Below are 20846 nucleotides of genomic sequence, written 5' to 3' on the forward strand. Positions count from 1 at the left end.
GGGCGTCGCACCGTCACTCCGACGGCCCCTTGCGAGAACGCAGTGTAGGAGCGGCACATGAGAAACCCGTGAGCGCACCCGCCTAGACTTGACTGGTGACTCCCGACGTGCTTGCCGAACTGGTCCGTGCCGCTGCGTCCGAGGTGCTGACGCGACGCGGCCTGGACCTCGCGGCGCTGCCGGCCGACGTCACGGTGGAGCGGCCGCGCAACCCCGAGCACGGTGACTACGCCACCAACGTCGCGATGCGCACCGCCAAGAAGGCCGGTGTCGCCCCGCGCGACCTGGCCGGCTGGCTGGCCGAGGAGCTGGCGGGGCGCGAGGGCGTGGCGAGCGCCGAGGTGGCGGGTCCCGGGTTCCTCAACATCCGGCTGGCGGCCGACGCCCAGGGTGCCCTCGTGGGCGAGGTGCTCGCTGCGGGTGAGGGTTACGGCACGGGCGACGACCTCGCCGGGCGCAACGTCAACCTGGAGTTCGTCTCCGCCAACCCCACGGGCCCGCTGCACATGGGCGCCACCCGGTGGGCCGCGGTGGGCGACGCGCTGGGCCGGGTGCTGGCGGCGCGGGGCGCCAAGGTCACGCGCGAGTACTACTTCAACGACGCGGGCGCGCAGATCGACCGGTTCGTCCGGTCGCTCGTGGCGGCGGCGCTGGGGCAGCCGACCCCGGAGGACGGTTACGCGGGCGCCTACATCGGGGAGGTGGCCCAGGAGGTCGTCGCCGCCGAGCCGGGGGTGCTCGACCTGCCCGAGGCCGACCGCCACGAGGTGTTCCGCCGGATCGGGGTCGGGCGGATGTTCGACAGCATCAAGTCCACGCTCCACGAGTTCGGCACCGACTTCGACGTGTTCTTCCACGAGCAGTCGCTGCACGAGTCGGGCGCGGTCGACGCCGCGGTGCAGCGGTTGAAGGACTCGGGCGCGCTGTACTTCTCCGACGGCGCGTGGTGGCTGCGGTCCAAGGACTTCGGCGACGACAAGGACCGGCCGGTCATCAAGAGCGACGGCAACCCCGCCTACATCGCGGGCGACCTCGCCTACCTGCTCGACAAGCGCTCGCGCGGCTTCGACCTGTGCATCTACATGCTCGGCGCCGACCACCACGGCTACATCGGCAGGCTCAAGGCGGCCGCCGCGGCGTTCGGCGACGACCCGGCCGTGGTCGAGGTGCTGATCGGGCAGCTGGTCAACCTCGTCAAGGACGGCAAGCCGGTGCGGATGAGCAAGCGCGCGGGCAACACCGTCACGATGGACGACCTGGTCGAGGCCGTGGGCGTCGACGCCGCCCGGTACTCGCTCGTGCGCTCGTCGGTCGACTCGCCGCTGGACATCGACCTCGACCTGCTCGTCAAGCGCTCCAACGACAACCCCGTGTTCTACGTGCAGTACGCCCACGCCCGGCTGGCCTCGCTGGCGCGCAACGCCGCCGAGCTCGGGGTCGAGCCGGGCGACTCGTACGGCCTGCTCGAGCACCCGCGCGAGGGCGACCTGATCCGCACGATCGGGGAGTTCCCGTCGGTGGTGGCCACCGCCGCGGAGCTGCGGGAGCCGCACCGGGTGGCCCGCTACCTCGAGCAGCTGGCGAGCGCCTACCACAAGTTCTACGACACGTGCCGGGTGCTGCCGATGGGCGACGAGGAGGTCACCGACCTGCATCGGGCCCGGCTCGCGCTCTGCGTCGCCGCCCGCCAGGTCTTCGCCAACGGGCTCGGGCTGCTCGGGGTCAGCGCGCCGGAGCGGATGTGAACGGCGGCGGGCCCACCCGGCCCGTGATCGCCGGTTCGGCGCGAAAACGTGCCGCCCACGCCCGTTGACGCGCCGACCCCCTGATCAAGAGGCAGATCCATGAACGTCCACCCCGCCGGCCCCCTGCATGCCGGCATCACGGTCCCGCCGGAGACCGCGGGCCTGCGCCCGCTCGACGCCGCCGGTCTCGACGAGCTCGCACCCTCCGTCTGGCCGCGCAGCGCGGTCCGCGGCGACGGCGGTGCGCTCGAGATCGCGGGCGTCGACGTCCGCGACCTCGCTGACCGGTACGGCACCCCGCTCTTCGTGATCGACGAGGACGACTTCCGCTCCCGCGCGGCCGAGTTCGCCGCCGCGTTCGGGGCGGAGGCGGTGCACTACGCGGCCAAGGCGTTCCTCTCCACCGAGGTGGCCCGCTGGGTCGCCGACGAGGGGCTCTCGCTCGACGTCGCGAGTGGCGGTGAGCTGGCGGTCGCGCTGCGCGCCGGATTCCCGGCCGATCGGATCGCGCTGCACGGCAACAACAAGTCGCTCGACGAGCTGGTGGCCGCCGTGGAGGCGGGCGTGGGCCGGGTGGTGCTCGACTCGTTCCACGAGATCGCCCGCCTCGACGCCGTGGCGCGTGAGCGCGGCGTCGTCGTGCCGGTGATGGTGCGGCTCACGGTGGGAGTCGAGGCGCACACGCACGAGTTCATCGCCACCGCCCACGAGGACCAGAAGTTCGGCTTCTCGATCGCGGGCGGCGCCACGAGCGCGGCGGCCGAGGCGGTGCGGCGGGTGCTCGCGTCCGGCGGCCTGGAGCTCGCGGGCCTGCACAGCCACATCGGCAGCCAGATCTTCGACACCGAGGGCTTCGAGGTAGCCGCCCACCGCGTGGTGCGCTTCCTCGCGCGGCTGCACGAGGAGCACGGCGCCGAGGCGCTGCAGGCGCTCACCACCCTCGACCTCGGCGGCGGGTTCGGCATCGCCTACCGCGCCGACGAGACCCCGGTGGACGTTCCGGAGCTGGCCGAGCAGCTGCGCGGGATCGTCAAGCGGGAGTGCCACGCCGAGGAGCTGGACGTGCCGCGGATCGCGGTCGAGCCCGGCCGGGCGATCGCCGGTCCCGCCGGGATCACGCTCTACACCGTCGGCACGATCAAGGACGTGCCGCTGGGCGGGGCGGCCGCGCGGCGCTACGTGAGCGTCGACGGCGGGATGAGCGACAACATCCGCACCGCGCTGTACGACGCGGTGTACGACTGCAGGCTCGTGTCCCGCTCGTCCGAGCGCGACGGCAGCGGCGACGCGGTGCTGTCGCGGGTGGTCGGCAAGCACTGCGAGAGCGGCGACATCGTGGTGCGCGACTGCTGGCTGCCCGCCGACCTCGCGCCCGGTGACCTGCTGGCCGTGGCCGCCACCGGCGCCTACTGCTACTCGATGGCGAGCTCCTACAACCGCCTCCCGCGGCCCGCGGTGGTGGCCGCGCGCCGGGGCGAGGCGCGGGTGCTGCTGCGCCGCGAGACGCTCGAGGACCAGTTCCGGCTGGAGGTCCCGGCGTGAGGCGGCCCACCCGGGGTGTCTGCCCGGCCGGTGCACCAGCGAGGATCGGGGCGTGAAACCGATCCGCGTGGCCCTGCTGGGCTGCGGCACCGTCGGCCGCGAGGTCGTGCGGCTGCTGCGTGAACAGGCCGACGAGCTGGCCGCCCGCGCCGGCGCGCCCCTCGAGGTGGCCGGGGTGGCCGTGCGCCGCCCGCACAAGCACGCCGACCTCGGCGACCTGCTGACGAGCGACGCCACGGGGCTGGTCACGCGCGACGACGTGGACGTCGTCGTCGAGGTGATCGGCGGCATCGAGCCGGCCCGCGCGCTGCTGCTGGAGGCGCTCAAGGCGGGCAAGTCGGTGGTCACGGCCAACAAGGCGCTGCTCGCCGAGGACGGGCCCGCGCTCGCCGAGGCGGCCGACGCCTCGGGCGTGGACCTCTACTACGAGGCCGCCGTGGCCGGGGCGATCCCGCTGCTGCGCCCACTGCGCGAGTCGCTCGCGGGCGACCGGATCATGCGCGTGGCCGGCATCGTCAACGGCACCACCAACTTCATCCTGTCCTCGATGTCCGCGTCCGGTGCGAGCTACGCCGACGCCCTCGAGGAGGCCACGCGCCTGGGCTACGCCGAGGCCGACCCGAGCGCCGACGTCGACGGCTACGACGCGGCGTCCAAGGCCGCGATCCTCGCCTCGCTCGCGTTCCACACCCGCGTCACGGCCGCCGACGTGCACTGCGAGGGGATCCGCGCGGTCACCGCGGGCGACATCGCGGCCGCGTCGGCGATGGGCTGCGTGATCAAACTGCTCGCGATCTGCGAACGGACCCCTGCCGACGAGTCGATGCCCGAGTCGGTGTCGGCGCGCGTGTACCCGGCGATGATCCCCGCCACCCACCCGCTCGCGGCCGTCGACGGGGCCTTCAACGCCGTGTTCGTCGAGGCCGAGGCCGCGGGCCAGCTGATGTTCTACGGGCAGGGCGCGGGCGGGGCGCCCACGGCGAGCGCCGTGCTGGGCGACCTCGTCGCCGTGGCCCGCAACCGGGTGCTCGGCGGGCGCGGGCCGCGGGAGTCGGCCTACGCGAGCCTGCCGGTGCGGCCGATGGGCACCCTGCGCACGCGCTACCACGTGAGCCTCGAGGTGGTCGACCGCGCGGGCGTCCTCTCGACGATCACCGGCGAGTTCGCCCGCCACGGGGTGAGCATCGCCGCGGCCCGCCAGACCGGCGAGGGCGACGGCAACAACGGCTCCGCGCGGATCGTCGTGGTCACGCACCGGGCGGCGGAGGCGGCGCTCGCGGCCACGGTCGACGTGCTGGCCGGGCTCGACGTCGTGCACGGCGTCCACAGCGTGCTCCGGGTCGAGGACCTGGGCCGGAAGGGGGTTGCGGGATGACCGCGGCGCAGAAGCTCACCCGCTGGCCGGGGGTGATCGAGGCCTACCGCGACCGGATGCCGGTGCAGGAGGGCTGGACGGTCGTCACGCTCGGCGAGGGCGGCACCCCGCTGCTGCCCGCCCCGCACCTGTCCGCGGCCACGGGCTGCGAGGTGTTCCTCAAGGTCGACGGCGCCAACCCCACGGGCTCGTTCAAGGACCGCGGCATGACCATGGCGGTCACCCACGCGCTCGCCGAGGGCAAGCGGGGCGTGCTGTGCGCGTCCACCGGCAACACCTCGGCGTCGGCCGCCGCCTACGCCGCCCGCGCCGGGATGACCTGCGCCGTCCTCGTGCCGCGGGGCAAGATCGCGCTCGGCAAGCTGGCGCAGGCCGTGGCCCACGGGGCCCGGATCCTGCAGATCGACGGCAACTTCGACGACTGCCTCGAGCTCGCGCGCAAGACCACCGCCGACTACCCGGTGGCCGCGCTCGTCAACTCGGTGAACCCCACCCGGATCGCGGGCCAGGCGAGCGCCGCCTACGAGATCTGCGACGAGCTGGGCCGCGCCCCCGACGTCCACTGTCTCCCGGTGGGCAACGCGGGCAACATCACCGCGTACTGGAAGGGCTACCGGGCCTACCTCGCCGACGGGCTGATCCACGCCACGCCGCGGATGTTCGGGTACCAGGCCGCGGGCGCCGCGCCGCTCGTGCACGGTGAGCCGGTGGTGGCGCCGGAGACGATCGCCACCGCGATCCGCATCGGCGCGCCGGCCTCGTGGGCGGGCGCGATGACCGCCCGCGACGAGTCCGGCGGCAGGTTCGCCGCCGTCACCGACGACGAGATCCTCTCCGCCTACCGGCTGCTCTCGTCGCGGGAGGGCGTGTTCGTCGAACCGGCGTCGGCGGCGAGCGTGGCCGGGCTGCTGCAGTCCGCGGAGGACGGCACGCTGCCCCGCGGGTCGCTGGTGGTGTGCACCGTCACCGGCCACGGGCTCAAGGACCCCGACAGCGCACTGCTCACCGCGCCCGAACCCACGGTCGTCCCCATCGACCCGGGCGCGGTCGCGGCGGCGCTGGAGCTGTCGTGACCCGCATGCCGGCAGGAGTCCGGCCCGTGGGAGGGCTGCGCTGATGGGGCGGCCACGCGAGGTCCGGGTGCGCGTGCCGGGTTCCTCGGCGAACCTCGGGCCGGGCTTCGACTCGCTCGGGCTCGCCCTCGGCCTGTACGACTCGGTCGAGGTGTCCGTGGCGGCCGAGGGCGTCGCGGTCGAGGTCGCGGGCGAGGGTGCGGGCCGCGTGCCGTGCGACGAGGCCCACCTGGTGGTCCGGGCGATGCGCGCGGCCTGGGACGTGGTCGGGGACGCCCCGCCCGGTATCCGGATGCGGTGCCGCAACGCGATCCCGCACTCGCGGGGGCTGGGCAGCTCCGCGGCGGCGGCCGTGGCGGGGGCCACGGCGGCCGTGGTGCTCGCCGGCCGTGACGTGGAGCTGGAGCGGGACACGATCCTGCAGGTGGCGGCCGGCATGGAGGGGCACGCCGACAACGCGGCGGCCAGCCTGCTCGGCGGATTCGTCATCGCATGGGACAACGGCGGGAATACCTCGCCGCGGTTCAACGCTGTACGCCTCGAGACGCACCCGGGCATCCACCCGGTTGCGCTCGTCGCGGGAATCGAATCTCTCACCAGCACCACGCGAGGGCTTCTGCCCGAACGCGTCCCGCTGGCCGACGCGGCCTTCACCGGCAGCCGCACCGCGCTCTCCGTGCTGGCGTTCACCCAGCGCCCCGAGCTGCTGCTGCCCGCCACCGAGGACCGGCTCCACCAGAACTACCGGCGCCCGGCCTACCCGGGGTCGGCAGACCTGGTCGACACGCTGCGTGAGCGCGGCATCCCGGCCGCGATCTCCGGAGCGGGCCCCACCGTCCTCGCCCTCACCGGCAACGGCGACCTACCGCCGGACCTGGAGCTGAACGGCTTCACGGCCCTGGCGCTCCCCGTCGACGCGGCGGGTGCGTCGGTCGAGATCGGCTGATCGTCGTCCGTCGGCGCGCCATGACAGGGGGTTGTTGCCGCGATCAGGGCAGACCGTCTACGCTCGGCACCGCAACGGCGATCCACGCGGCATCCGCGTGGCCACTCGAGCCGGAATCCGCCAAGATCCACAGCGCCTCACCCGGTTCCGACCCGAGCGGCCTCTTCCCAGGAACGTCGCGACGATCGCCACCATTGCTGTCGGGGCGGACGCTCTTCCCGCGACCCGTTGACCGACATGTCGTCCGGCACACCGTCCGGGCGAGTGTGTGAATCCCGCTGACCAGGGCTGGAAGCCCGGTCGGTCAGGAAGGACATCTGTGAGCGAGACCGATCTCGTCAGCACTGAGGCTGCTCCCGCACCTCGCAAGCGCGGCGGCCTGTCCGGCATGGTGCTGGCGGAGCTCCGCCAGCTGGCCGGCGAGCTGAACATCCCGGGAATCTCGGGAATGCGGAAGGGCGATCTGATCGCCGCCATCAAGGAGAAGCAGGGTGCGCCGCCGAGCCGCAAGCGCTCCGCCGCCGCCCAGCCCACCCTCCCGGGCACCGGTGACGCGCCCGCCGCCGAGGCGAACACCGGGGCGAACACCGAGGCGCCCGCCGTCAACGGCGCCGCCCCGGCCGCCGAGGCCGCGCCCGCGGCCGAGCCCGCGCGCCCCACCCGGCGTCGCCGGGCCGCGTCCCGGCCGGCCGGCGCGCCCCCCACCGCCGCGAGCGCGGCCGCCGAGATCCGCGCCGCCGTGGCCGAGGCCGCGCCCGCGGCCGACCCGAAGGCCGCCGAGCCGAAGCCGGAGCCGGCCGAGTCGAAGCCCGCCGCCGACCCGGCGCCCGCCGCGGAGGCCGCTCCCGCCACCGGTGCGGGCAGCGGCGACGCCCCGGCCGCCGCCGAGGCCCCCGCGCCCACCCGGCGCACCCGCCAGAGCCGGCGCAACCGCGCCGAGCAGCAGGCCGAGCAGGCCCCGCAGCAGGCCTCCCAGCAGGCCCCTCAGCAGGCCGAGGCCACCACCGACGCCGCACCGGCGGCCGATCAGCGCGACAGCAACCGCGACAACGCCGACGCCCGCACCGAGGGCCGGCGCGAGCGCGGCGGCCGTGGCGACCGCGAGGGCCGTGGCGACCGTGACAGCCGTGGCGACCGGGACAACAACCGGGACAACAACCGGGACGGCCGCGACAACAACCGCGACCGTGACGGCCGCGACGGCCGTGACAACCGAGGCGACCGGCCCGACAACCGGGCCGACAACCGCTCCGACTCCCGCGGGCCGCGCGACAACCGGCCGGACGACGACGACGGTGACGACGGTGAGGGCCGGGGCCGGCGCGGCCGCCGGTTCCGCGACCGCCGCCGGGGCCGTGACCGCGACCGCAGCGGTGGCGGCGGCCAGGGCAACGTCGACACCGAGGTGCGCGACGGCGATGTGCTGCTGCCCGTGGCCGGCATCGTCGACATCCTCGACAACTACGCGTTCGTCCGCACCACCGGCTACCTGTCCGGCCCGACGGACGTCTACGTGTCGCTGTCGATGGTGCGCAAGTACGGCCTGCGCCGCGGCGACGCGATCACCGGCGCCGTGCGCGAGCCCCGCGAGGGTGAGCAGTCGCGGCAGAAGTTCAACCCGCTGGTCCGCGTCGACACGATCAACGGGCAGGACCCGGAGACGTCGAAGCTGCGGCCCGAGTTCACCAAGCTCACCCCGCTCTACCCGAACGAGCGGCTGCGCCTGGAGACGGAGCCGCACAAGCTCACCACGCGCGTGATCGACCTGGTCATGCCGGTGGGCAAGGGCCAGCGCGCGTTGATCGTGTCCCCGCCGAAGGCGGGCAAGACCACGATCATGCAGAACATCGCCAACGCGATCACCACGAACAACCCCGAATGCCACCTCATGGTCGTCCTCGTCGACGAGCGGCCCGAGGAGGTCACCGACATGCAGCGGTCGGTGAAGGGCGAGGTCATCGCGTCCACGTTCGACCGGCCGCCGACAGACCACACCACGGTCGCGGAGCTGTCGATCGAGCGGGCGAAGCGCCTGGTCGAGCTCGGCCACGACGTGGTCGTGCTCCTCGACAACATCACGCGGCTGGGCCGGGCCTACAACCTGGCGGCGCCTGCGTCGGGCCGGATCCTGTCCGGTGGTGTCGACTCCACCGCGCTGTACCCGCCGAAGCGCTTCCTCGGCGCGGCGCGCAACATCGAGGACGGCGGCTCGCTCACGATCTTCGCCACGGCGCTCGTCGAGACCGGGTCCACGATGGACACCGTGATCTTCGAGGAGTTCAAGGGCACCGGCAACGCCGAGCTCAAGCTGGACCGCAAGATCGCCGACAAGCGGGTCTTCCCGGCCATCGACGTGGGCGACTCCGGCACCCGCAAGGAAGAGCTGATCATGTCGCCGGACGAGTACGCCGTCATGGTCAAGCTCCGCCGGGTGCTCGCGGCGCTGGACGACCAGCAGGCCATCGACCTGCTGCTCACCCAGCTCCGCAAGACGCGCACCAACATCGAGTTCCTGATGCAGGTCGCCAAGAGCACCCCCGGCGCCGACAACGACTGACCGGACCTCACGCTCTCACCCGGGCCGCCCGCGGGAATCCGCAGGCGGCCCGGGTGGTTGAATGGGGTTGTCACGCTCCGGCTCCGGTTCACCCCGCGCGCGGGGACCCGGCGCCACTTCGAGAGGAACCACCGTGCGTTCAGGCATCCACCCCGAGTACGTCGAGACGCAGGTCGTCTGCGGTTGCGGCAACTCGTTCACCACCCGCAGCACCAAGACCAGCGGCAAGATGACCGTTGAGACCTGCTCGGCGTGCCACCCGTTCTACACCGGCAAGCAGCGGATCCTCGACTCCGGTGGGCGCGTCGCCCGCTTCGAGGCGCGCTACGGCAAGCGGCCCGGCAAGAAGTAGCTCGATCGGGCGGGCGCGGTCTGCTCGCGGAACGCGCTCGCCGTCGGCCGATCATCGTCGTCGGTGTGGGGGGCCGAGCCCCCCACACCCCCAGCCGGGGGCAAGCCCCCGGACCCCCATCCCGGTGGCTGATCGTTCTCGGCGGTCCCGCGATGGGGGTTTGTCGTGTCCGGAGCGGGGGAGGAGGAGTCACATGACAGCACCAGCGGTTGAGGCTGTGCTCGCCGAGCACGCCGAGCTGGAGCTGCGGCTCGCCGACCCCTCCGTGCACGCCGACCCCGCCACCGCGCGGAAGCTCGGCCGGCGCTACTCCCAGATCGGCCCGATCGTCGCGGTCGCGCGGGAGCTCGCCGCCGCGCGCGCCGACCTCGGCACCGCCCGCGAGCTCGCCGCGGAGGACGCGTCGTTCGCCGCGGAGGCCGAGGAGCTCACCGCGCGGATCCCCGTGCTGGAACGGCGGCTCGCCGAGCTGCTCGTGCCCCGCGACCCGCACGACGGCGACGACGCCATCCTCGAGATCAAGTCGGGGGAGGGCGGCGAGGAGTCGGCCCTCTTCGCGGGCGACCTCGCCCGCATGTACCTGCGCTACGCCGAGCGCCGCGGCTGGGTCACCCAGATCATCGACTCGGTGCCGTCCGACCTCGGCGGTTACAAGGACGTCACGATCTCCGTGCGCTCCCGCGAGCCGGCCGCCGACGGTGTCTGGTCGGCGCTCAAGTTCGAGGGCGGGGTGCACCGCGTGCAGCGGGTGCCCGTCACCGAGTCGCAGGGCCGCATCCACACCTCCGCCGCCGGGGTGTTCGTCTACCCGGACACCGGCGAGGACGCCGACGTCGAGATCGACGAGAACGACCTGCGCATCGACGTCTTCCGCTCCTCCGGCCACGGCGGGCAGAGCGTCAACACCACCGACTCGGCCGTCCGCATCACGCACCTGCCCACCGGCATCGTCGTGAGCTGCCAGAACGAGCGCTCGCAGCTGCAGAACCGGGCGCGCGCCATGGAGGTGCTGCGCGCGCGGCTGCAGGCCCTCGCCGAGGAGGAGGCGGCCGCGAAGGCGTCCGACCAGCGCCGCTCCCAGGTGCGCACCGTCGACCGCTCCGAGCGCATCCGCACCTACAACTTCCCGGAGAACCGCATCTCCGACCACCGCGTGGGCTACAAGGCCCACAACCTGTCCGCCGTGCTCGACGGCGACCTGGACGGCGTGGTCGAGGCGCTGCAGGCGGCGGACCGCGCGGAGGCCGTGGGTTCATGACCCGGCCCCGCCGCCCCCGGAGGTTCAGGAACGCCACGTTCATGAACCTGCAGTTCAGGAACGTGGCGTTCCTGAACTTGGAGGAGGCCCACCCGTGAGCCGCAAGCCCCTCCGGCTCGCCATCCTCGAGGCCGAGCGGGCGCTCGCCGGAGCCGGGATCGCCTCGCCTCGCGTCGACGCGGAGCTGCTCGCGGCCCACGTCATCGGCGTCGACCGGGGGAAGCTGATGATGCACCCGCTCGTCGATCCCCCGGTGCTGGACGCGCTGCGCGCCCTCGTCGGCCGCCGGGCCGCCCACGAGCCGTTGCAGCACCTGCTCGGTACGGCGGTGCTGGGCCCGGCCGAGGTGGCGGTCGGCCCGGGTGTGTTCACCCCGCGCCCCGAGACGGAACTCCTGCTGGAGTGGGGGCTGCGGGAGATCGCCGACGTCGCCTCGCCGGTGGTCGTCGACCTCTGCACGGGCACGGCCGCGCTCGCCATCGCCGTGGCGAAGAGCCGCCCGGACGCCGCGGTGCACGCCGTCGAGCTCCACCCCGACGCGCTGACCTGGGCACACCGCAACGTCGACGAGCACGTCGCCGCCGGGGGCACCCCGATCACCCTGCACGCGGCGGACGTCCGCACCCCGGACCTGCTGGTGGAGCTCGAGACGCGCGTCGACCTCGTGCTCTGCAACCCGCCGTACGTGCCCGACGGCACCCCGCTGCCGCCGGAGGTCACCGGCTGGGACCCGCCGATCGCGCTCTACGGCGGCCCGGACGGGCTGGAGGTCATCCGCGCGGTCGTGTCGGCGTCGGCCGCGCTGCTGCGCTACGGCGGCGGCCTGGCGATCGAGCACGACGACACCCACGGAGAGGCCGTGCCCGCGCTGCTGCGCCGCCGCCGCGTGCTCACCGATGTGGAGGAACACCTCGACCTGGCGGGCCGGCCCCGATTCGCCACCGCGCGCCGCCGCCCGCTCCGGCCCTGAGGTCGCTGGGTAGGCTCCGCCCGTGGCTTCCACGTACGACTGCGCCCTCCCCGACCAGCGCGCGGAGGGGCTCGCGGCTGCGGCCCGCGCGGTGAAGGCCGGGCGGCTCGTGGTGCTGCCCACCGACACCGTGTACGGCATCGGCTGCGACGCGTTCAGCTCGCCCGCGGTGCGCAACCTCCTCGGCGCGAAGCAGCGCGGGCCGGACATGCCGGTCCCGGTGCTGGTCGGCTCCTGGACCACGATCGACGGCCTCGTGCTCGGCGTCCCGAAGTCGGCGCGCGACCTGATCGAGGCGTTCTGGCCGGGCGGGTTGTCGCTGGTGCTGCCGCACGCGCCGTCGTTGAAGTGGGACCTGGGCGCCACGAAGGGCACCGTGATGCTGCGGATGCCGCTGCACCCGGTGGCGCTGGAGTTGCTGCGCGACGTCGGCCCGATGGCCGTGTCCAGCGCCAACGTCTCCGGCCGCCCGCCCGCGGCGTCGGTGGCGGAGGCGGAGGAGCAGCTCGGGGAGAAGGTGGCGGTCTACCTCGACGGCGGGCCGTCGGGGGAGCCGGTGGCGTCCACGATCGTGGACCTGACCGGTGACGCGCCGCGGGTGCTGCGCGAGGGCGCGGTCACCACGGCCGAGGTGTCCGAGGTGCTGGGCCGCGAGGTGCTCCCCGCCTGACCGGGCCGGTCAGGGGAGCAGCACGAGGTCGGCGAGGCGCTCGACCGTGGCGTCGAAGTAGCGGGCGTGGTCGGCCACGACGCCGTGGGTCTGCCCGAACAGCTCGAATCCGATCGCCCCGTAGAGCCCGCTCCACGCCGCCACCACGCGGGGGCCGAGCCCGGGTGGCAGCCCGAGGCCCTCGGCGACGCCCGGCTCGATCAGGGCAGCGGCGGCCGCTCCGTCGGGTTCCGGGTCGATCGCGCCCGCCGCGGCGGCGTCGGACACCACGCGGCACAGGAGCACGGCCACGCGGGACGCGGGACCGATCGTGTCCTGGGGCGCGGCGTAGCCGGGCACCGGGGAGCCGTAGACCAGCGCGTACTCGTGCGGGTGGGCCAGCGCCCACTCCCGCGCGGCCACGCAGGCGGCTCGCCAGCGCCCGCGCAGGTCGTCGCGGGGCACGGCCGACTCGGCCTTCTCGGCGGCGGCCCCGAGCGCGTCGTACGCGTCGATGATGAGGGCCGTGAGCAATTCGTCGCGGCTGGAGAAGTAGCGGTACACGGCCGAGGAGGCCATGCCCAGCTCGCGGGCCACGGCGCGCAGCGAGAGCCCCGCGGCGCCCTCGGTGGCGAGCTGCCGTCGGGCGGACTCGACGATCTCGCGGGTCAGTTCGGCGCGGACCCGGGCACGCGCTCCGGCGGCGGTCACGCGCAGCAGACTGCCATGTTACGAGAGCAGTGGCAACAAATGCGATCGATGCTCCGCGCAGGCCCGCTCGTGGGCCGGGGCGCAGCGGGTACCGTTCAACCGTGAGCGAGCAGAGCACCCCGTTCTGGGGACCGGACTTCGACGCCCTGCAGCACCAGGACCCGGAGATCGCCGGAGTGGTGCTCGACGAGCTGGACCGGCTGCGGGGCGGGCTCCAGCTCATCGCCAGCGAGAACCTCACCAGCCCGGCCGTGCTGGCCGCGTTGGGGTCCACGCTGTCCAACAAGTACGCCGAGGGCTACCCGGGGCGGCGCTACTACGGCGGCTGCGAGGTCGTCGACCGCGCCGAGGAGATCGGCAACGCCAGGGCGAAGGCGCTGTTCGAGGCCGAGCACGTCAACCTGCAGCCGCACTCGGGTGCCTCGGCCAACTTCGCCGTCTACGCCGCGTTCACCGCGCCCGGCGACACCGTGCTCGCCATGGACCTCAAGCAGGGCGGGCACCTCACCCACGGCAGCAAGGTCAGCTTCTCGGGCAAGTGGTTCAACGCCGTGTCCTACACGGTGCGCGAGGACAGCGAGCTCATCGACTACGACCAGGTGCGCGACCTGGCGCTCGAGCACCGCCCCAAGCTGATCATCGCGGGCGCCACGGCGTACCCGCGGCTCATCGACTTCGCCCTGTTCCGCGAGATCGCCGACGAGGTCGGCGCCAAGCTGATGGTCGACGCGGCCCACTTCATCGGCCTGGTGGCGGGCAAGGCGATCCCGTCGCCGGTGCCGTTCGCCGACGTCGTCACGGCCACCACGCACAAGGTGCTGCGCGGCCCGCGCGGCGGGATGATCCTGGCGAAGGCAGAGCACGCCAAGGCCGTCGACAAGGCCGTGTTCCCGTTCTCGCAGGGTGGCCCGCTCATGCACTCGGTGGCCGCCAAGGCGGTGGCGATGCGGGAGGCCGCGCAGCCGGAGTACCAGGCCTACGCGGGTCAGGTGATCGCCAACGCGCAGGCGCTCGCGAAGGCGCTGGAGTCCGAGGGCATGCGGCCCGTCTCCGGCGGCACCGACACCCACCTCGCCCTCGTGGACCTGCGCCCGATCGGCGTCACCGGCGACCAGGCCGAGACCAGGTGCGACGCGGCGCGCATCACCCTGAACAAGAACGCCATCCCGTACGACCCGGCACCACCGCTCAAGCCGTCGGGCCTGCGCGTCGGCTCGCCGAGCGTCACCACGCAGGGCATGACGGAGACCGACATGGCCGAGGTCGGCACCCTGCTCGGCCGCGCGGTGCGGGCCGAGCACGGCACCCCGGCGGGCGACGCCGAGCTGGCCGAGGTGGCCGCCGCCGTGTCGGCGCTGGTCTCCCGGGCCCCCGCCTACCCCCGGCCCTAGCCGCTCGTCGCCGTGGCGGTCCCCACGCTCGTCCTGCCGATCCGGGAGTTCCTGCTCTCGGGTCTGACGGCCACGGTCGTGACGTTCCTGCTGGTCGGGCCGGTACGGGTGTTGGCGTTGCGGCTCGGCGCGGTGGCGTGGCCGCGCAAGCGCGACGTGCACGTCACGCCCACGCCCCGCTGGGGCGGCCTGGCCATGCTCGGCGGGGTGCTCGCCGGCGTCGGAATGGCCTACCAGCTCCCCGCACTGCGCCTGGCGTTCGACAACAACGCCAGCGAGGTGGTCGGGGTGCTGGGCGCGGCGCTGCTGCTCGCCGCCGTCGGCGCCCTGGACGACCGCTACGACCTCGACGCGCTCACGAAGTTCGCGGGCCAGACCACGGCCGCGGGCATCCTGGTGATCTTCGGCGTGCAGTGGACGGTGTTCTTCGTGCCGTGGGGCGGCGACGCCTCAGGCGAGTCCGGTTCGCTGCTGGTGCTCGGGCAGGAGCAGGGTGTGCTGCTCACGGTGCTGCTCACGGTGGCGCTGGTCAACGCGATGAACTTCGTCGACGGCCTGGACGGGCTCGCCGCGGGCGTCGGGATGATCGCCGCGGCGGCGGTGGGGCTGTTCGCGATCGGGCTGGTGGGGCGGGTGGGCAACGACCCCTCCGTGTACTCGCCCGCGCTCATCGCCGCCGTGCTGGCCGGGGCGTGCCTGGGCTTCCTGCCGCACAACTTCAACCCGGCCCGCATATTCATGGGCGACTCCGGCTCGATGCTCATCGGCGTGCTGCTGGCCGCCGCCACCACCAGCGCGTCCGGCAAGATCTCGATCATCGGCGCCGACGGCACCGACGTGCTCGCGCTGTTCGCCCCGCTCATCGTGCTGGCCGCCGTGGTGTTCGTGCCGCTGTTGGACCTGCTGATGGCCGTGGTGCGCCGCACCCGCAAGGGCCTCTCGCCGTTCGCACCGGACAAGATGCACCTGCACCACCGGCTGCTCGAGATCGGCCACAGCCAGCGGCGCGCGGTGCTGCTGATCTACCTGTGGGCCGGCCTGCTGGCGTTCGGCGCGGTGGCGCTGGCGCTGATCGACGACCCGTTCATCGTGCTGTGGACGGTGGGGATCGGCCTGGTCGTGGCCGTGCTCGCCTCCGCCATCCCGAGAGTGAGGGCCCCGAGATGACCGAACCCGAACAGAAGGACGCCCCGCACGTCGCCACGGTGCTCCGGCTCGCCTCCGCGATGCAGCGCAACGCCGTGGTCGTCACGGCGGTCGTCACCGCGCTCGCGCTCGTCGCCGGCTACGTGCTGCGCGGTGTGCCCGGGCTGATCGGGGCGCTCGTGGGCGCCGCGATCGCGGGCGGCCTCGGATGGCTGGGCACCTGGGTGATGGCGCGCACGGCGCGGGCCACCCCGGCGGGCGTCATGATCGGCGCGATGACCACGTTCGGCGCGAAACTGCTGTTCATGCTGGTGTTCCTGCTGCTGTTCCAGGGCACCACGCTGTTCGACAACCGGTCCTTCGCGTTCTCCATGCTGGCGGTCACCGCGGCGTGGATCATCGGCGAGGTGGTGGGTTTCGTGCGCACCCGGATACCGGCCGTGGACGTCTGAGGCGACCCCCGATCGGGTGCACCCGGCCCGGTGTGACGAGCGCCTCCATGGGAGCCGCGTCACGCGCGCACACGTGTTCTACATGCGATAGAGCCAAGTGGGGGGCGGTCTGGGCCCACATCAGGGCCTGCCGCGGCCGTGATCCACGTCCGCCGAGGTCATCCCAGGTAAAGAGCTGCTAACACGCCTGATATGGTCCGTCCTGATGGAGCCGGACCAGTCGACCGGCGGCGGGGCCAAGCCGCCTCCACCGCCGAGCGACGCGTGGACCGCTCTGTCCTACCTGCTGTCCGGGTTCCTCCTCTTCGGGGGAATCGGCTGGGGGTTGGACGCACTGCTGGGCACGGGGGTGCTCACGCCGGTCGGCTTGCTGTTCGGCGGGGCTGCCTCCTTGTACTTGATCTATATCAGGTACGTTAAGTCCTGATCGTCACGATTCTGCCGGTTCGGCTCCCCCGAACGGCGGAACCGGAAGGAGCACTGGGTGACCATCCTGGCCACCGCCCCCGCCCCGGGCTTCGAAGCACCGGGCACCGAGGACTTCCAGCTGCCGCCCATCGCCGGCATCGAGGGGCTCACCAAGCCGGTGCTGCAGTTGGTGCTCGCTGCCATCATCATCTACGCCTTCTTCGCGTGGACGGTGCGGCGGCCGGCGCTCGTCCCGAGCAAGGGGCAGTTCCTCGGAGAGTCCTTCCACGGGATCGTGCGCAACTCGATCGCCCGCGACAACATCGGGCCGGAGTTCCTCAAGTACGTCCCGTTCCTGACCACCTTGTTCGCGTTCATCCTGGTGAACAACCTGTTCGGGATCATCCCGTTCCTGCAGTTCCCGACGTTCTCCCACCCCGGCGTGCCCTACGCGCTCGCCATCCTGGTGTGGCTGCTCTACAACGTCGTCGGGATCCGCAGGCACGGCCTCGTCGGCTACCTGCGGGTGTCCACCTGGCCGCCGGACGTGCCGTGGTGGGTGCGGATCATCCTGACCCCGATCGAGTTCATCTCGAACATCCTGCTGCGGCCGGTCACGCTGTCGCTGCGGCTCTTCGGCAACATGTTCGCCGGCCACCTGCTGCTGCTGGTGTTCATCCTCGGCGGCGAGTACATGCTGCTGCACTCCCAGTCGATCCTGCTCGGCGTCCTCTCGCCGTTCGCGTTCGGATTCGGGATCGTCTTCACGTTCTTCGAGGCGTTCGTGCAGGTCGTGCAGGCCTACATCTTCACGATCCTCACGGCCTCATATCTCGGCGCGGTGCTCGCCGAGGACCACTAGGTCTGCCCCACCCCCCACGACCTGACGGGTCCGCCGGAGGCTCCGCGGACCGAAGGAAAGGAAGAAGCGTAGAAATGATCAGCGGCAACCTGAACGTCATCGGCTACGGCCTGTCCGCGATCGGCCCCGGTATCGGCGTGGGCATCGTCTTCGCCGCGTTCATCAACGGCGTCGCCCGCCAGCCGGAGGCCCGCGGCCAGCTGCAGGGCATCGCGTTCATCGGGTTCGCCCTCTCCGAGGCCCTCGCCATCCTGGGCCTCGTCATGGCGTTCGCGCTCTGACCACCACTGGCCGTACGCCGGGTAGGCGGAGGAGACGACAATGACCACCACCCTTCTCGCGGCCGAGGAGCTCAACCCTCTCGTCCCGCACACCGTCGAGATCATCGTCGGTCTGATCGCGTTCGCGCTGCTGTTCCTGCTGCTGCGCCGCACGGTCTTCCCGCAGTTCGAGAAGATCTACGCAGAGCGCACGGACAAGATCGAGGGCGGGCTCAAGCGGGCCGAGGAGGCGCAGCAGGAGGCCGACGAGCTCAAGCGGCAGTACGAGGAGCAGCTCGCCGGCCTGCGGGCCGAGGCCGCCCGGATCCGCGACGACGCCCGTGCCGAGGGCCAGCAGATCAAGGCGGAGCTGCGGGCCCAGGCCGAGGAGGAGGCCGCCCGGATCCGGCAGCGCGGCGAGGAGCAGATCGCCGCGGCCCGCGAGCAGGCCGTGCGCCAGCTCCGCGGCGAGGTCGGCGGGCTGTCCGTCCAGCTGGCCGAGCGCCTGATCGGCGAATCGCTCGCCGATGACGCGCGCCGGTCGGCCACCGTCGACGCGTTCCTCGCCGAGCTCGACGGCCTGGCCGAGCGCCGCGAGAGCGCCCCGGCCGGCGGAGCGAGCTGATGGCGGAGGTCCTCCAGGCAGCCAGCCGGGAGTCGTTGGCGTCGGCCACGGCCCGGCTGGACGCCTACGCCGACTCGGCCGCGGCCGCCGACCTGCGCCGGCTCGGCGACGACCTGTTCTCGGTCACCCGCCTGCTCGACGGGGAGCGGTCGCTGCGGCGGCTGCTCGCCGACCCGTCGTCTCCGGAGGAGGCCCGGGCCGGTCTTCTCGAGCGGCTGCTCGGGCAGCAGCTCTCGGCGCAGGCGCTCGACATCGCGAAGGCGCTCGTGGCCGCCCGCTGGTCGCGGCCCGGTGACCTGGTCACCGCGTTCGAGTCGCTCGCACGGCAGGCGCTGCTCGCCGTCGCCGAGAAGGACGGCAGCCTCGACGACGTCGAGGACGAGCTGTTCCGCTTCGGCCGGGTGCTCGACCGCGAGCCGGAGCTCGCCACGCTGCTCACCGACACCGGCCGCCCGGCCGACGGGCGGGTCGCGCTCCTCGACCAGCTGGTCGGGAGCAAGGTCTCGCCGGTCACCGCCGCGCTGCTGCAGGAGAGCGTCCGGCTCCCGCGGGGCCGGCACCTCGACGTCGTGAGCGAGGAGCTGGCCGAGCTGGCGGCGGCCCGCCGCGACCGGTCGGTCGCGCGCGTCACCACGCCGGTCGCCCTCACCCCGGAGCAGGAGCAGAAGCTCACCGACTCCCTGACCCGCCTCTACGGGCGGCCGATGTCGCTGCAGATCGAGCTGGACCCCAGCCTGCTGGGCGGCCTGGTCGTGCGGGTCGGCGGCGAGGTCATCGACGGCAGCGTGGCGAGCAAGCTCGCCGCCGCGCGCCGCGCCCTACCCCGCTGACCACCGAACGTTCGAAGAGAAGGACTCCACGACTGTCATGACAGAGTTGACGATCTCCGCAGAAGAGATCCGGAGTGCGATCTCCAGCTACGTCTCGTCGCTGGAGACCGACACTTCGCGTGAGGAAGTCGGCACCGTCTCCGACACCGGCGACGGCATCGCCCACGTCGAGGGCCTGCCCTCGACCATGACCAACGAGCTCCTCGAGTTCGAGGGCGGCGTGCAGGGTGTCGCGCTGAACCTCGACGTGCACGAGATCGGTGCCGTCATCCTGGGCGAGTACGCCCACATCGAGGAGGGCCAGCAGGTCAAGCGCACCGGGAACATCCTCTCGGTGCCCGTCGGCGACGCCTTCCTCGGCCGCGTCGTCGACCCGCTGGGCAAGCCGATCGACGGCCTCGGCGACATCGAGGCCGAGACCAACCGCGTGCTGGAGCTGCAGGCGGCCTCGGTGGTGCAGCGGCAGGAGGTCCGCGAGCCGCTGCAGACCGGCATCAAGGCCATCGACTCGATGACGCCGATCGGCCGCGGCCAGCGCCAGCTGATCATCGGTGACCGCAAGACCGGCAAGACCGCGGTCTGCGTCGACACGATCATCAACCAGAAGCAGAACTGGGCCACCGGCGACCCGAAGCAGCAGGTGCGCTGCATCTACGTCGCGGTCGGGCAGAAGGGCTCCACGATCGCCGGCATCCGGCAGTCGCTGGAGGACGCGGGCGCGCTGGAGTACACCACCATCGTTGCCGCCCCGGCCTCCGACCCGGCCGGCTACAAGTGGATCGCGCCCTACACCGGCTCCGCGCTCGGCCAGCACTGGATGTACCAGGGCAAGCACGTCCTGATCGTCTTCGACGACCTGTCCAAGCAGGCCGAGGCCTACCGCGCCATCTCGCTGCTGCTGCGCCGCCCGCCGGGCCGTGAGGCGTACCCTGGCGACGTCTTCTACTTGCACTCCCGCCTGCTGGAGCGCTGCGCCAAGCTGTCCGACGACCTCGGCGCCGGCTCGATGACCGGTCTGCCGATCATCGAGACCAAGGCCAACGACGTGTCGGCGTACATCCCGACCAACGTCATCTCCATCACCGACGGCCAGTGCTTCCTCGAGTCCGACCTGTTCAACCAGGGCGTGCGCCCGGCGATCAACGTCGGTATCTCGGTGTCCCGCGTCGGTGGTTCGGCCCAGGTGCGGGCGATGCGGTCGGTCTCCGGCTCGCTGCGCCTCGACCTGTCGCAGTACCGCGAGCTGGAGGCGTTCGCCGCGTTCGGTTCCGACCTGGACGCCGCCTCCGCCGCCGCCCTCGGGCGTGGCGCCCGGCTCGTCGAGCTGCTCAAGCAGGCCCAGTACCAGCCGCAGCCGGTCGACGAGCAGGTCGTGTCGATCTTCCTCGGCACCCGTGGCCACCTCGACTCCGTGCCGGTGGGCGACGTGCGCCGGTTCGAGTCCGAGTTCCTCGAGCACGTCCGCCGCAACCACGAGGGGATCCTCGCGGAGATCCGCGACACCGGGAAGCTCTCCGACGAGCTCGCCGACCGGATCGCGGAGGTCGTGAAGGGCTTCAAGCAGGAGTTCACCGCGTCGGACGGCTCGTCGGTCGTGCCGAAGGAGGCCCCGGCCGAGGCCCTCGACGAGGACGAGGTCGACAAGGACTCCGTCAAGGTCAACAAGCCCGCTCCGGCCTCGAGCTAGTCGGCCG

At 72.8% G+C, this 20846-nt stretch carries 20 protein-coding genes; 19 read left to right on the forward strand and 1 reads right to left on the reverse strand.

What is annotated here, in order from left to right:
• Positions 1 to 95 precede the first annotated feature (95 nt).
• The 10 genes from argS (at position 96) to ACFPL3_RS03830 (ending at position 12488) form a co-directional block, all read left to right on the forward strand.
• Positions 96 to 1745 carry an arginine--tRNA ligase gene (gene argS / locus ACFPL3_RS03785; protein ID WP_343941118.1) on the forward strand — a complete coding sequence of 550 codons (1650 nt, stop codon included), beginning with the start codon at positions 96 to 98 and terminating at the stop codon, positions 1743 to 1745.
• A gap of 99 nt (positions 1746 to 1844) precedes the next feature.
• Positions 1845 to 3287, forward strand: coding sequence for a diaminopimelate decarboxylase (gene lysA, locus ACFPL3_RS03790; protein WP_343941117.1), 1443 nt, complete (start codon positions 1845 to 1847; stop codon positions 3285 to 3287).
• Between the two features lie 52 nt (positions 3288 to 3339).
• Positions 3340 to 4662 carry a homoserine dehydrogenase gene (locus ACFPL3_RS03795; RefSeq protein ID WP_343941116.1) on the forward strand — a complete coding sequence of 441 codons (1323 nt, stop codon included), beginning with the start codon at positions 3340 to 3342 and terminating at the stop codon, positions 4660 to 4662.
• Positions 4659 to 5735 (forward strand): threonine synthase, encoded by a 1077-nt coding sequence (gene thrC, locus ACFPL3_RS03800; RefSeq protein WP_343941115.1) that lies wholly within the window; start codon positions 4659 to 4661, stop codon positions 5733 to 5735. The genes ACFPL3_RS03795 and thrC overlap by 4 nt, the downstream gene beginning before the upstream one ends.
• 43 nt (positions 5736 to 5778) lie before the next feature.
• Entirely contained in the window at positions 5779 to 6681 is a 903-nt protein-coding gene (thrB, locus tag ACFPL3_RS03805) for a homoserine kinase (RefSeq protein ID WP_343941114.1), read from the forward strand.
• Positions 6682 to 7069: 388 nt separating this feature from the next.
• The gene (gene rho, locus ACFPL3_RS03810) at positions 7070 to 9238 is read left to right on the forward strand and encodes a transcription termination factor Rho (protein WP_417715106.1); all 2169 of its coding nucleotides are present in this window, start codon (positions 7070 to 7072) and stop codon (positions 9236 to 9238) included.
• Positions 9239 to 9371: 133 nt separating this feature from the next.
• Complete coding sequence (rpmE, locus tag ACFPL3_RS03815; RefSeq protein WP_343942399.1) at positions 9372 to 9590, forward strand: 50S ribosomal protein L31; 219 nt, start codon at positions 9372 to 9374, stop codon at positions 9588 to 9590.
• Between the two features lie 193 nt (positions 9591 to 9783).
• Positions 9784 to 10848 carry a peptide chain release factor 1 gene (gene prfA, locus ACFPL3_RS03820; RefSeq protein WP_343942398.1) on the forward strand — a complete coding sequence of 355 codons (1065 nt, stop codon included), beginning with the start codon at positions 9784 to 9786 and terminating at the stop codon, positions 10846 to 10848.
• Between the two features lie 94 nt (positions 10849 to 10942).
• Positions 10943 to 11818 (forward strand): peptide chain release factor N(5)-glutamine methyltransferase, encoded by an 876-nt coding sequence (gene prmC / locus ACFPL3_RS03825; RefSeq protein ID WP_343942397.1) that lies wholly within the window; start codon positions 10943 to 10945, stop codon positions 11816 to 11818.
• Between the two features lie 22 nt (positions 11819 to 11840).
• Positions 11841 to 12488: an L-threonylcarbamoyladenylate synthase gene (locus tag ACFPL3_RS03830; protein ID WP_343942396.1), complete on the forward strand. Its 648-nt coding sequence runs from the start codon at positions 11841 to 11843 to the stop codon at positions 12486 to 12488.
• A gap of 9 nt (positions 12489 to 12497) precedes the next feature.
• Here the strand turns inward: ACFPL3_RS03830 and ACFPL3_RS03835 are convergent, their stop codons facing one another.
• Entirely contained in the window at positions 12498 to 13178 is a 681-nt protein-coding gene (locus tag ACFPL3_RS03835; protein ID WP_343942395.1) for a TetR/AcrR family transcriptional regulator, read from the reverse strand.
• Between the two features lie 101 nt (positions 13179 to 13279).
• On the opposite strand from ACFPL3_RS03835, the gene ACFPL3_RS03840 reads away from it, so the two are divergent.
• The 9 genes from ACFPL3_RS03840 (at position 13280) to atpA (ending at position 20839) form a co-directional block, all read left to right on the forward strand.
• Positions 13280 to 14569: a serine hydroxymethyltransferase gene (locus ACFPL3_RS03840; RefSeq protein WP_343942394.1), complete on the forward strand. Its 1290-nt coding sequence runs from the start codon at positions 13280 to 13282 to the stop codon at positions 14567 to 14569.
• Between the two features lie 12 nt (positions 14570 to 14581).
• Positions 14582 to 15736: a glycosyltransferase family 4 protein gene (locus ACFPL3_RS03845; RefSeq protein ID WP_343942393.1), complete on the forward strand. Its 1155-nt coding sequence runs from the start codon at positions 14582 to 14584 to the stop codon at positions 15734 to 15736.
• The gene (locus ACFPL3_RS03850) at positions 15733 to 16167 is read left to right on the forward strand and encodes a hypothetical protein (protein ID WP_343942392.1); all 435 of its coding nucleotides are present in this window, start codon (positions 15733 to 15735) and stop codon (positions 16165 to 16167) included. The genes ACFPL3_RS03845 and ACFPL3_RS03850 overlap by 4 nt, the downstream gene beginning before the upstream one ends.
• A 205-nt stretch (positions 16168 to 16372) precedes the next feature.
• Positions 16373 to 16594: an AtpZ/AtpI family protein gene (locus ACFPL3_RS03855; protein ID WP_343942391.1), complete on the forward strand. Its 222-nt coding sequence runs from the start codon at positions 16373 to 16375 to the stop codon at positions 16592 to 16594.
• A gap of 57 nt (positions 16595 to 16651) precedes the next feature.
• Positions 16652 to 17437: a F0F1 ATP synthase subunit A gene (gene atpB, locus ACFPL3_RS03860; protein ID WP_343942390.1), complete on the forward strand. Its 786-nt coding sequence runs from the start codon at positions 16652 to 16654 to the stop codon at positions 17435 to 17437.
• Between the two features lie 74 nt (positions 17438 to 17511).
• Positions 17512 to 17718 carry an ATP synthase F0 subunit C gene (gene atpE / locus ACFPL3_RS03865; protein ID WP_324241927.1) on the forward strand — a complete coding sequence of 69 codons (207 nt, stop codon included), beginning with the start codon at positions 17512 to 17514 and terminating at the stop codon, positions 17716 to 17718.
• A gap of 40 nt (positions 17719 to 17758) precedes the next feature.
• On the forward strand, positions 17759 to 18322 hold the full coding sequence (locus tag ACFPL3_RS03870) for a F0F1 ATP synthase subunit B (protein WP_343942389.1): 564 nt from the start codon (positions 17759 to 17761) through the stop codon (positions 18320 to 18322).
• On the forward strand, positions 18322 to 19152 hold the full coding sequence (locus ACFPL3_RS03875) for a F0F1 ATP synthase subunit delta (RefSeq protein ID WP_343942388.1): 831 nt from the start codon (positions 18322 to 18324) through the stop codon (positions 19150 to 19152). The genes ACFPL3_RS03870 and ACFPL3_RS03875 overlap by 1 nt, the downstream gene beginning before the upstream one ends.
• 37 nt (positions 19153 to 19189) lie before the next feature.
• Positions 19190 to 20839 carry a F0F1 ATP synthase subunit alpha gene (gene atpA / locus ACFPL3_RS03880; RefSeq protein WP_343942387.1) on the forward strand — a complete coding sequence of 550 codons (1650 nt, stop codon included), beginning with the start codon at positions 19190 to 19192 and terminating at the stop codon, positions 20837 to 20839.
• The last annotated feature ends 7 nt before the right edge of the window (positions 20840 to 20846 follow it).

Origin of the sequence: Pseudonocardia zijingensis (assembly GCF_042657305.1) — a bacterium.
Classification (GTDB): Bacteria; Actinomycetota; Actinomycetes; order Mycobacteriales; family Pseudonocardiaceae; genus Pseudonocardia; species Pseudonocardia zijingensis.

Excerpts from the sequence above, each read along its gene's own strand:
- lysA (WP_343941117.1), top strand. The coding sequence starts at position 1,845 with ATGAACGTCCACCCCGCCGGCCCCCTGCATGCCGGCATCACGGTCCCG.
- thrC (WP_343941115.1), top strand. The coding sequence starts at position 4,659 with ATGACCGCGGCGCAGAAGCTCACCCGCTGGCCGGGGGTGATCGAGGCC.
- thrB (WP_343941114.1), top strand. The coding sequence starts at position 5,779 with ATGGGGCGGCCACGCGAGGTCCGGGTGCGCGTGCCGGGTTCCTCGGCG.
- rho (WP_417715106.1), top strand. The coding sequence starts at position 7,070 with ATGGTGCTGGCGGAGCTCCGCCAGCTGGCCGGCGAGCTGAACATCCCG.
- prfA (WP_343942398.1), top strand. The coding sequence starts at position 9,784 with ATGACAGCACCAGCGGTTGAGGCTGTGCTCGCCGAGCACGCCGAGCTG.
- ACFPL3_RS03850 (WP_343942392.1), top strand. The coding sequence starts at position 15,733 with ATGACCGAACCCGAACAGAAGGACGCCCCGCACGTCGCCACGGTGCTC.
- ACFPL3_RS03855 (WP_343942391.1), top strand. The coding sequence starts at position 16,373 with ATGGAGCCGGACCAGTCGACCGGCGGCGGGGCCAAGCCGCCTCCACCG.
- atpE (WP_324241927.1), top strand. The coding sequence starts at position 17,512 with ATGATCAGCGGCAACCTGAACGTCATCGGCTACGGCCTGTCCGCGATC.
- ACFPL3_RS03870 (WP_343942389.1), top strand. The coding sequence starts at position 17,759 with ATGACCACCACCCTTCTCGCGGCCGAGGAGCTCAACCCTCTCGTCCCG.
- ACFPL3_RS03875 (WP_343942388.1), top strand. The coding sequence starts at position 18,322 with ATGGCGGAGGTCCTCCAGGCAGCCAGCCGGGAGTCGTTGGCGTCGGCC.
- atpA (WP_343942387.1), top strand. The coding sequence starts at position 19,190 with ATGACAGAGTTGACGATCTCCGCAGAAGAGATCCGGAGTGCGATCTCC.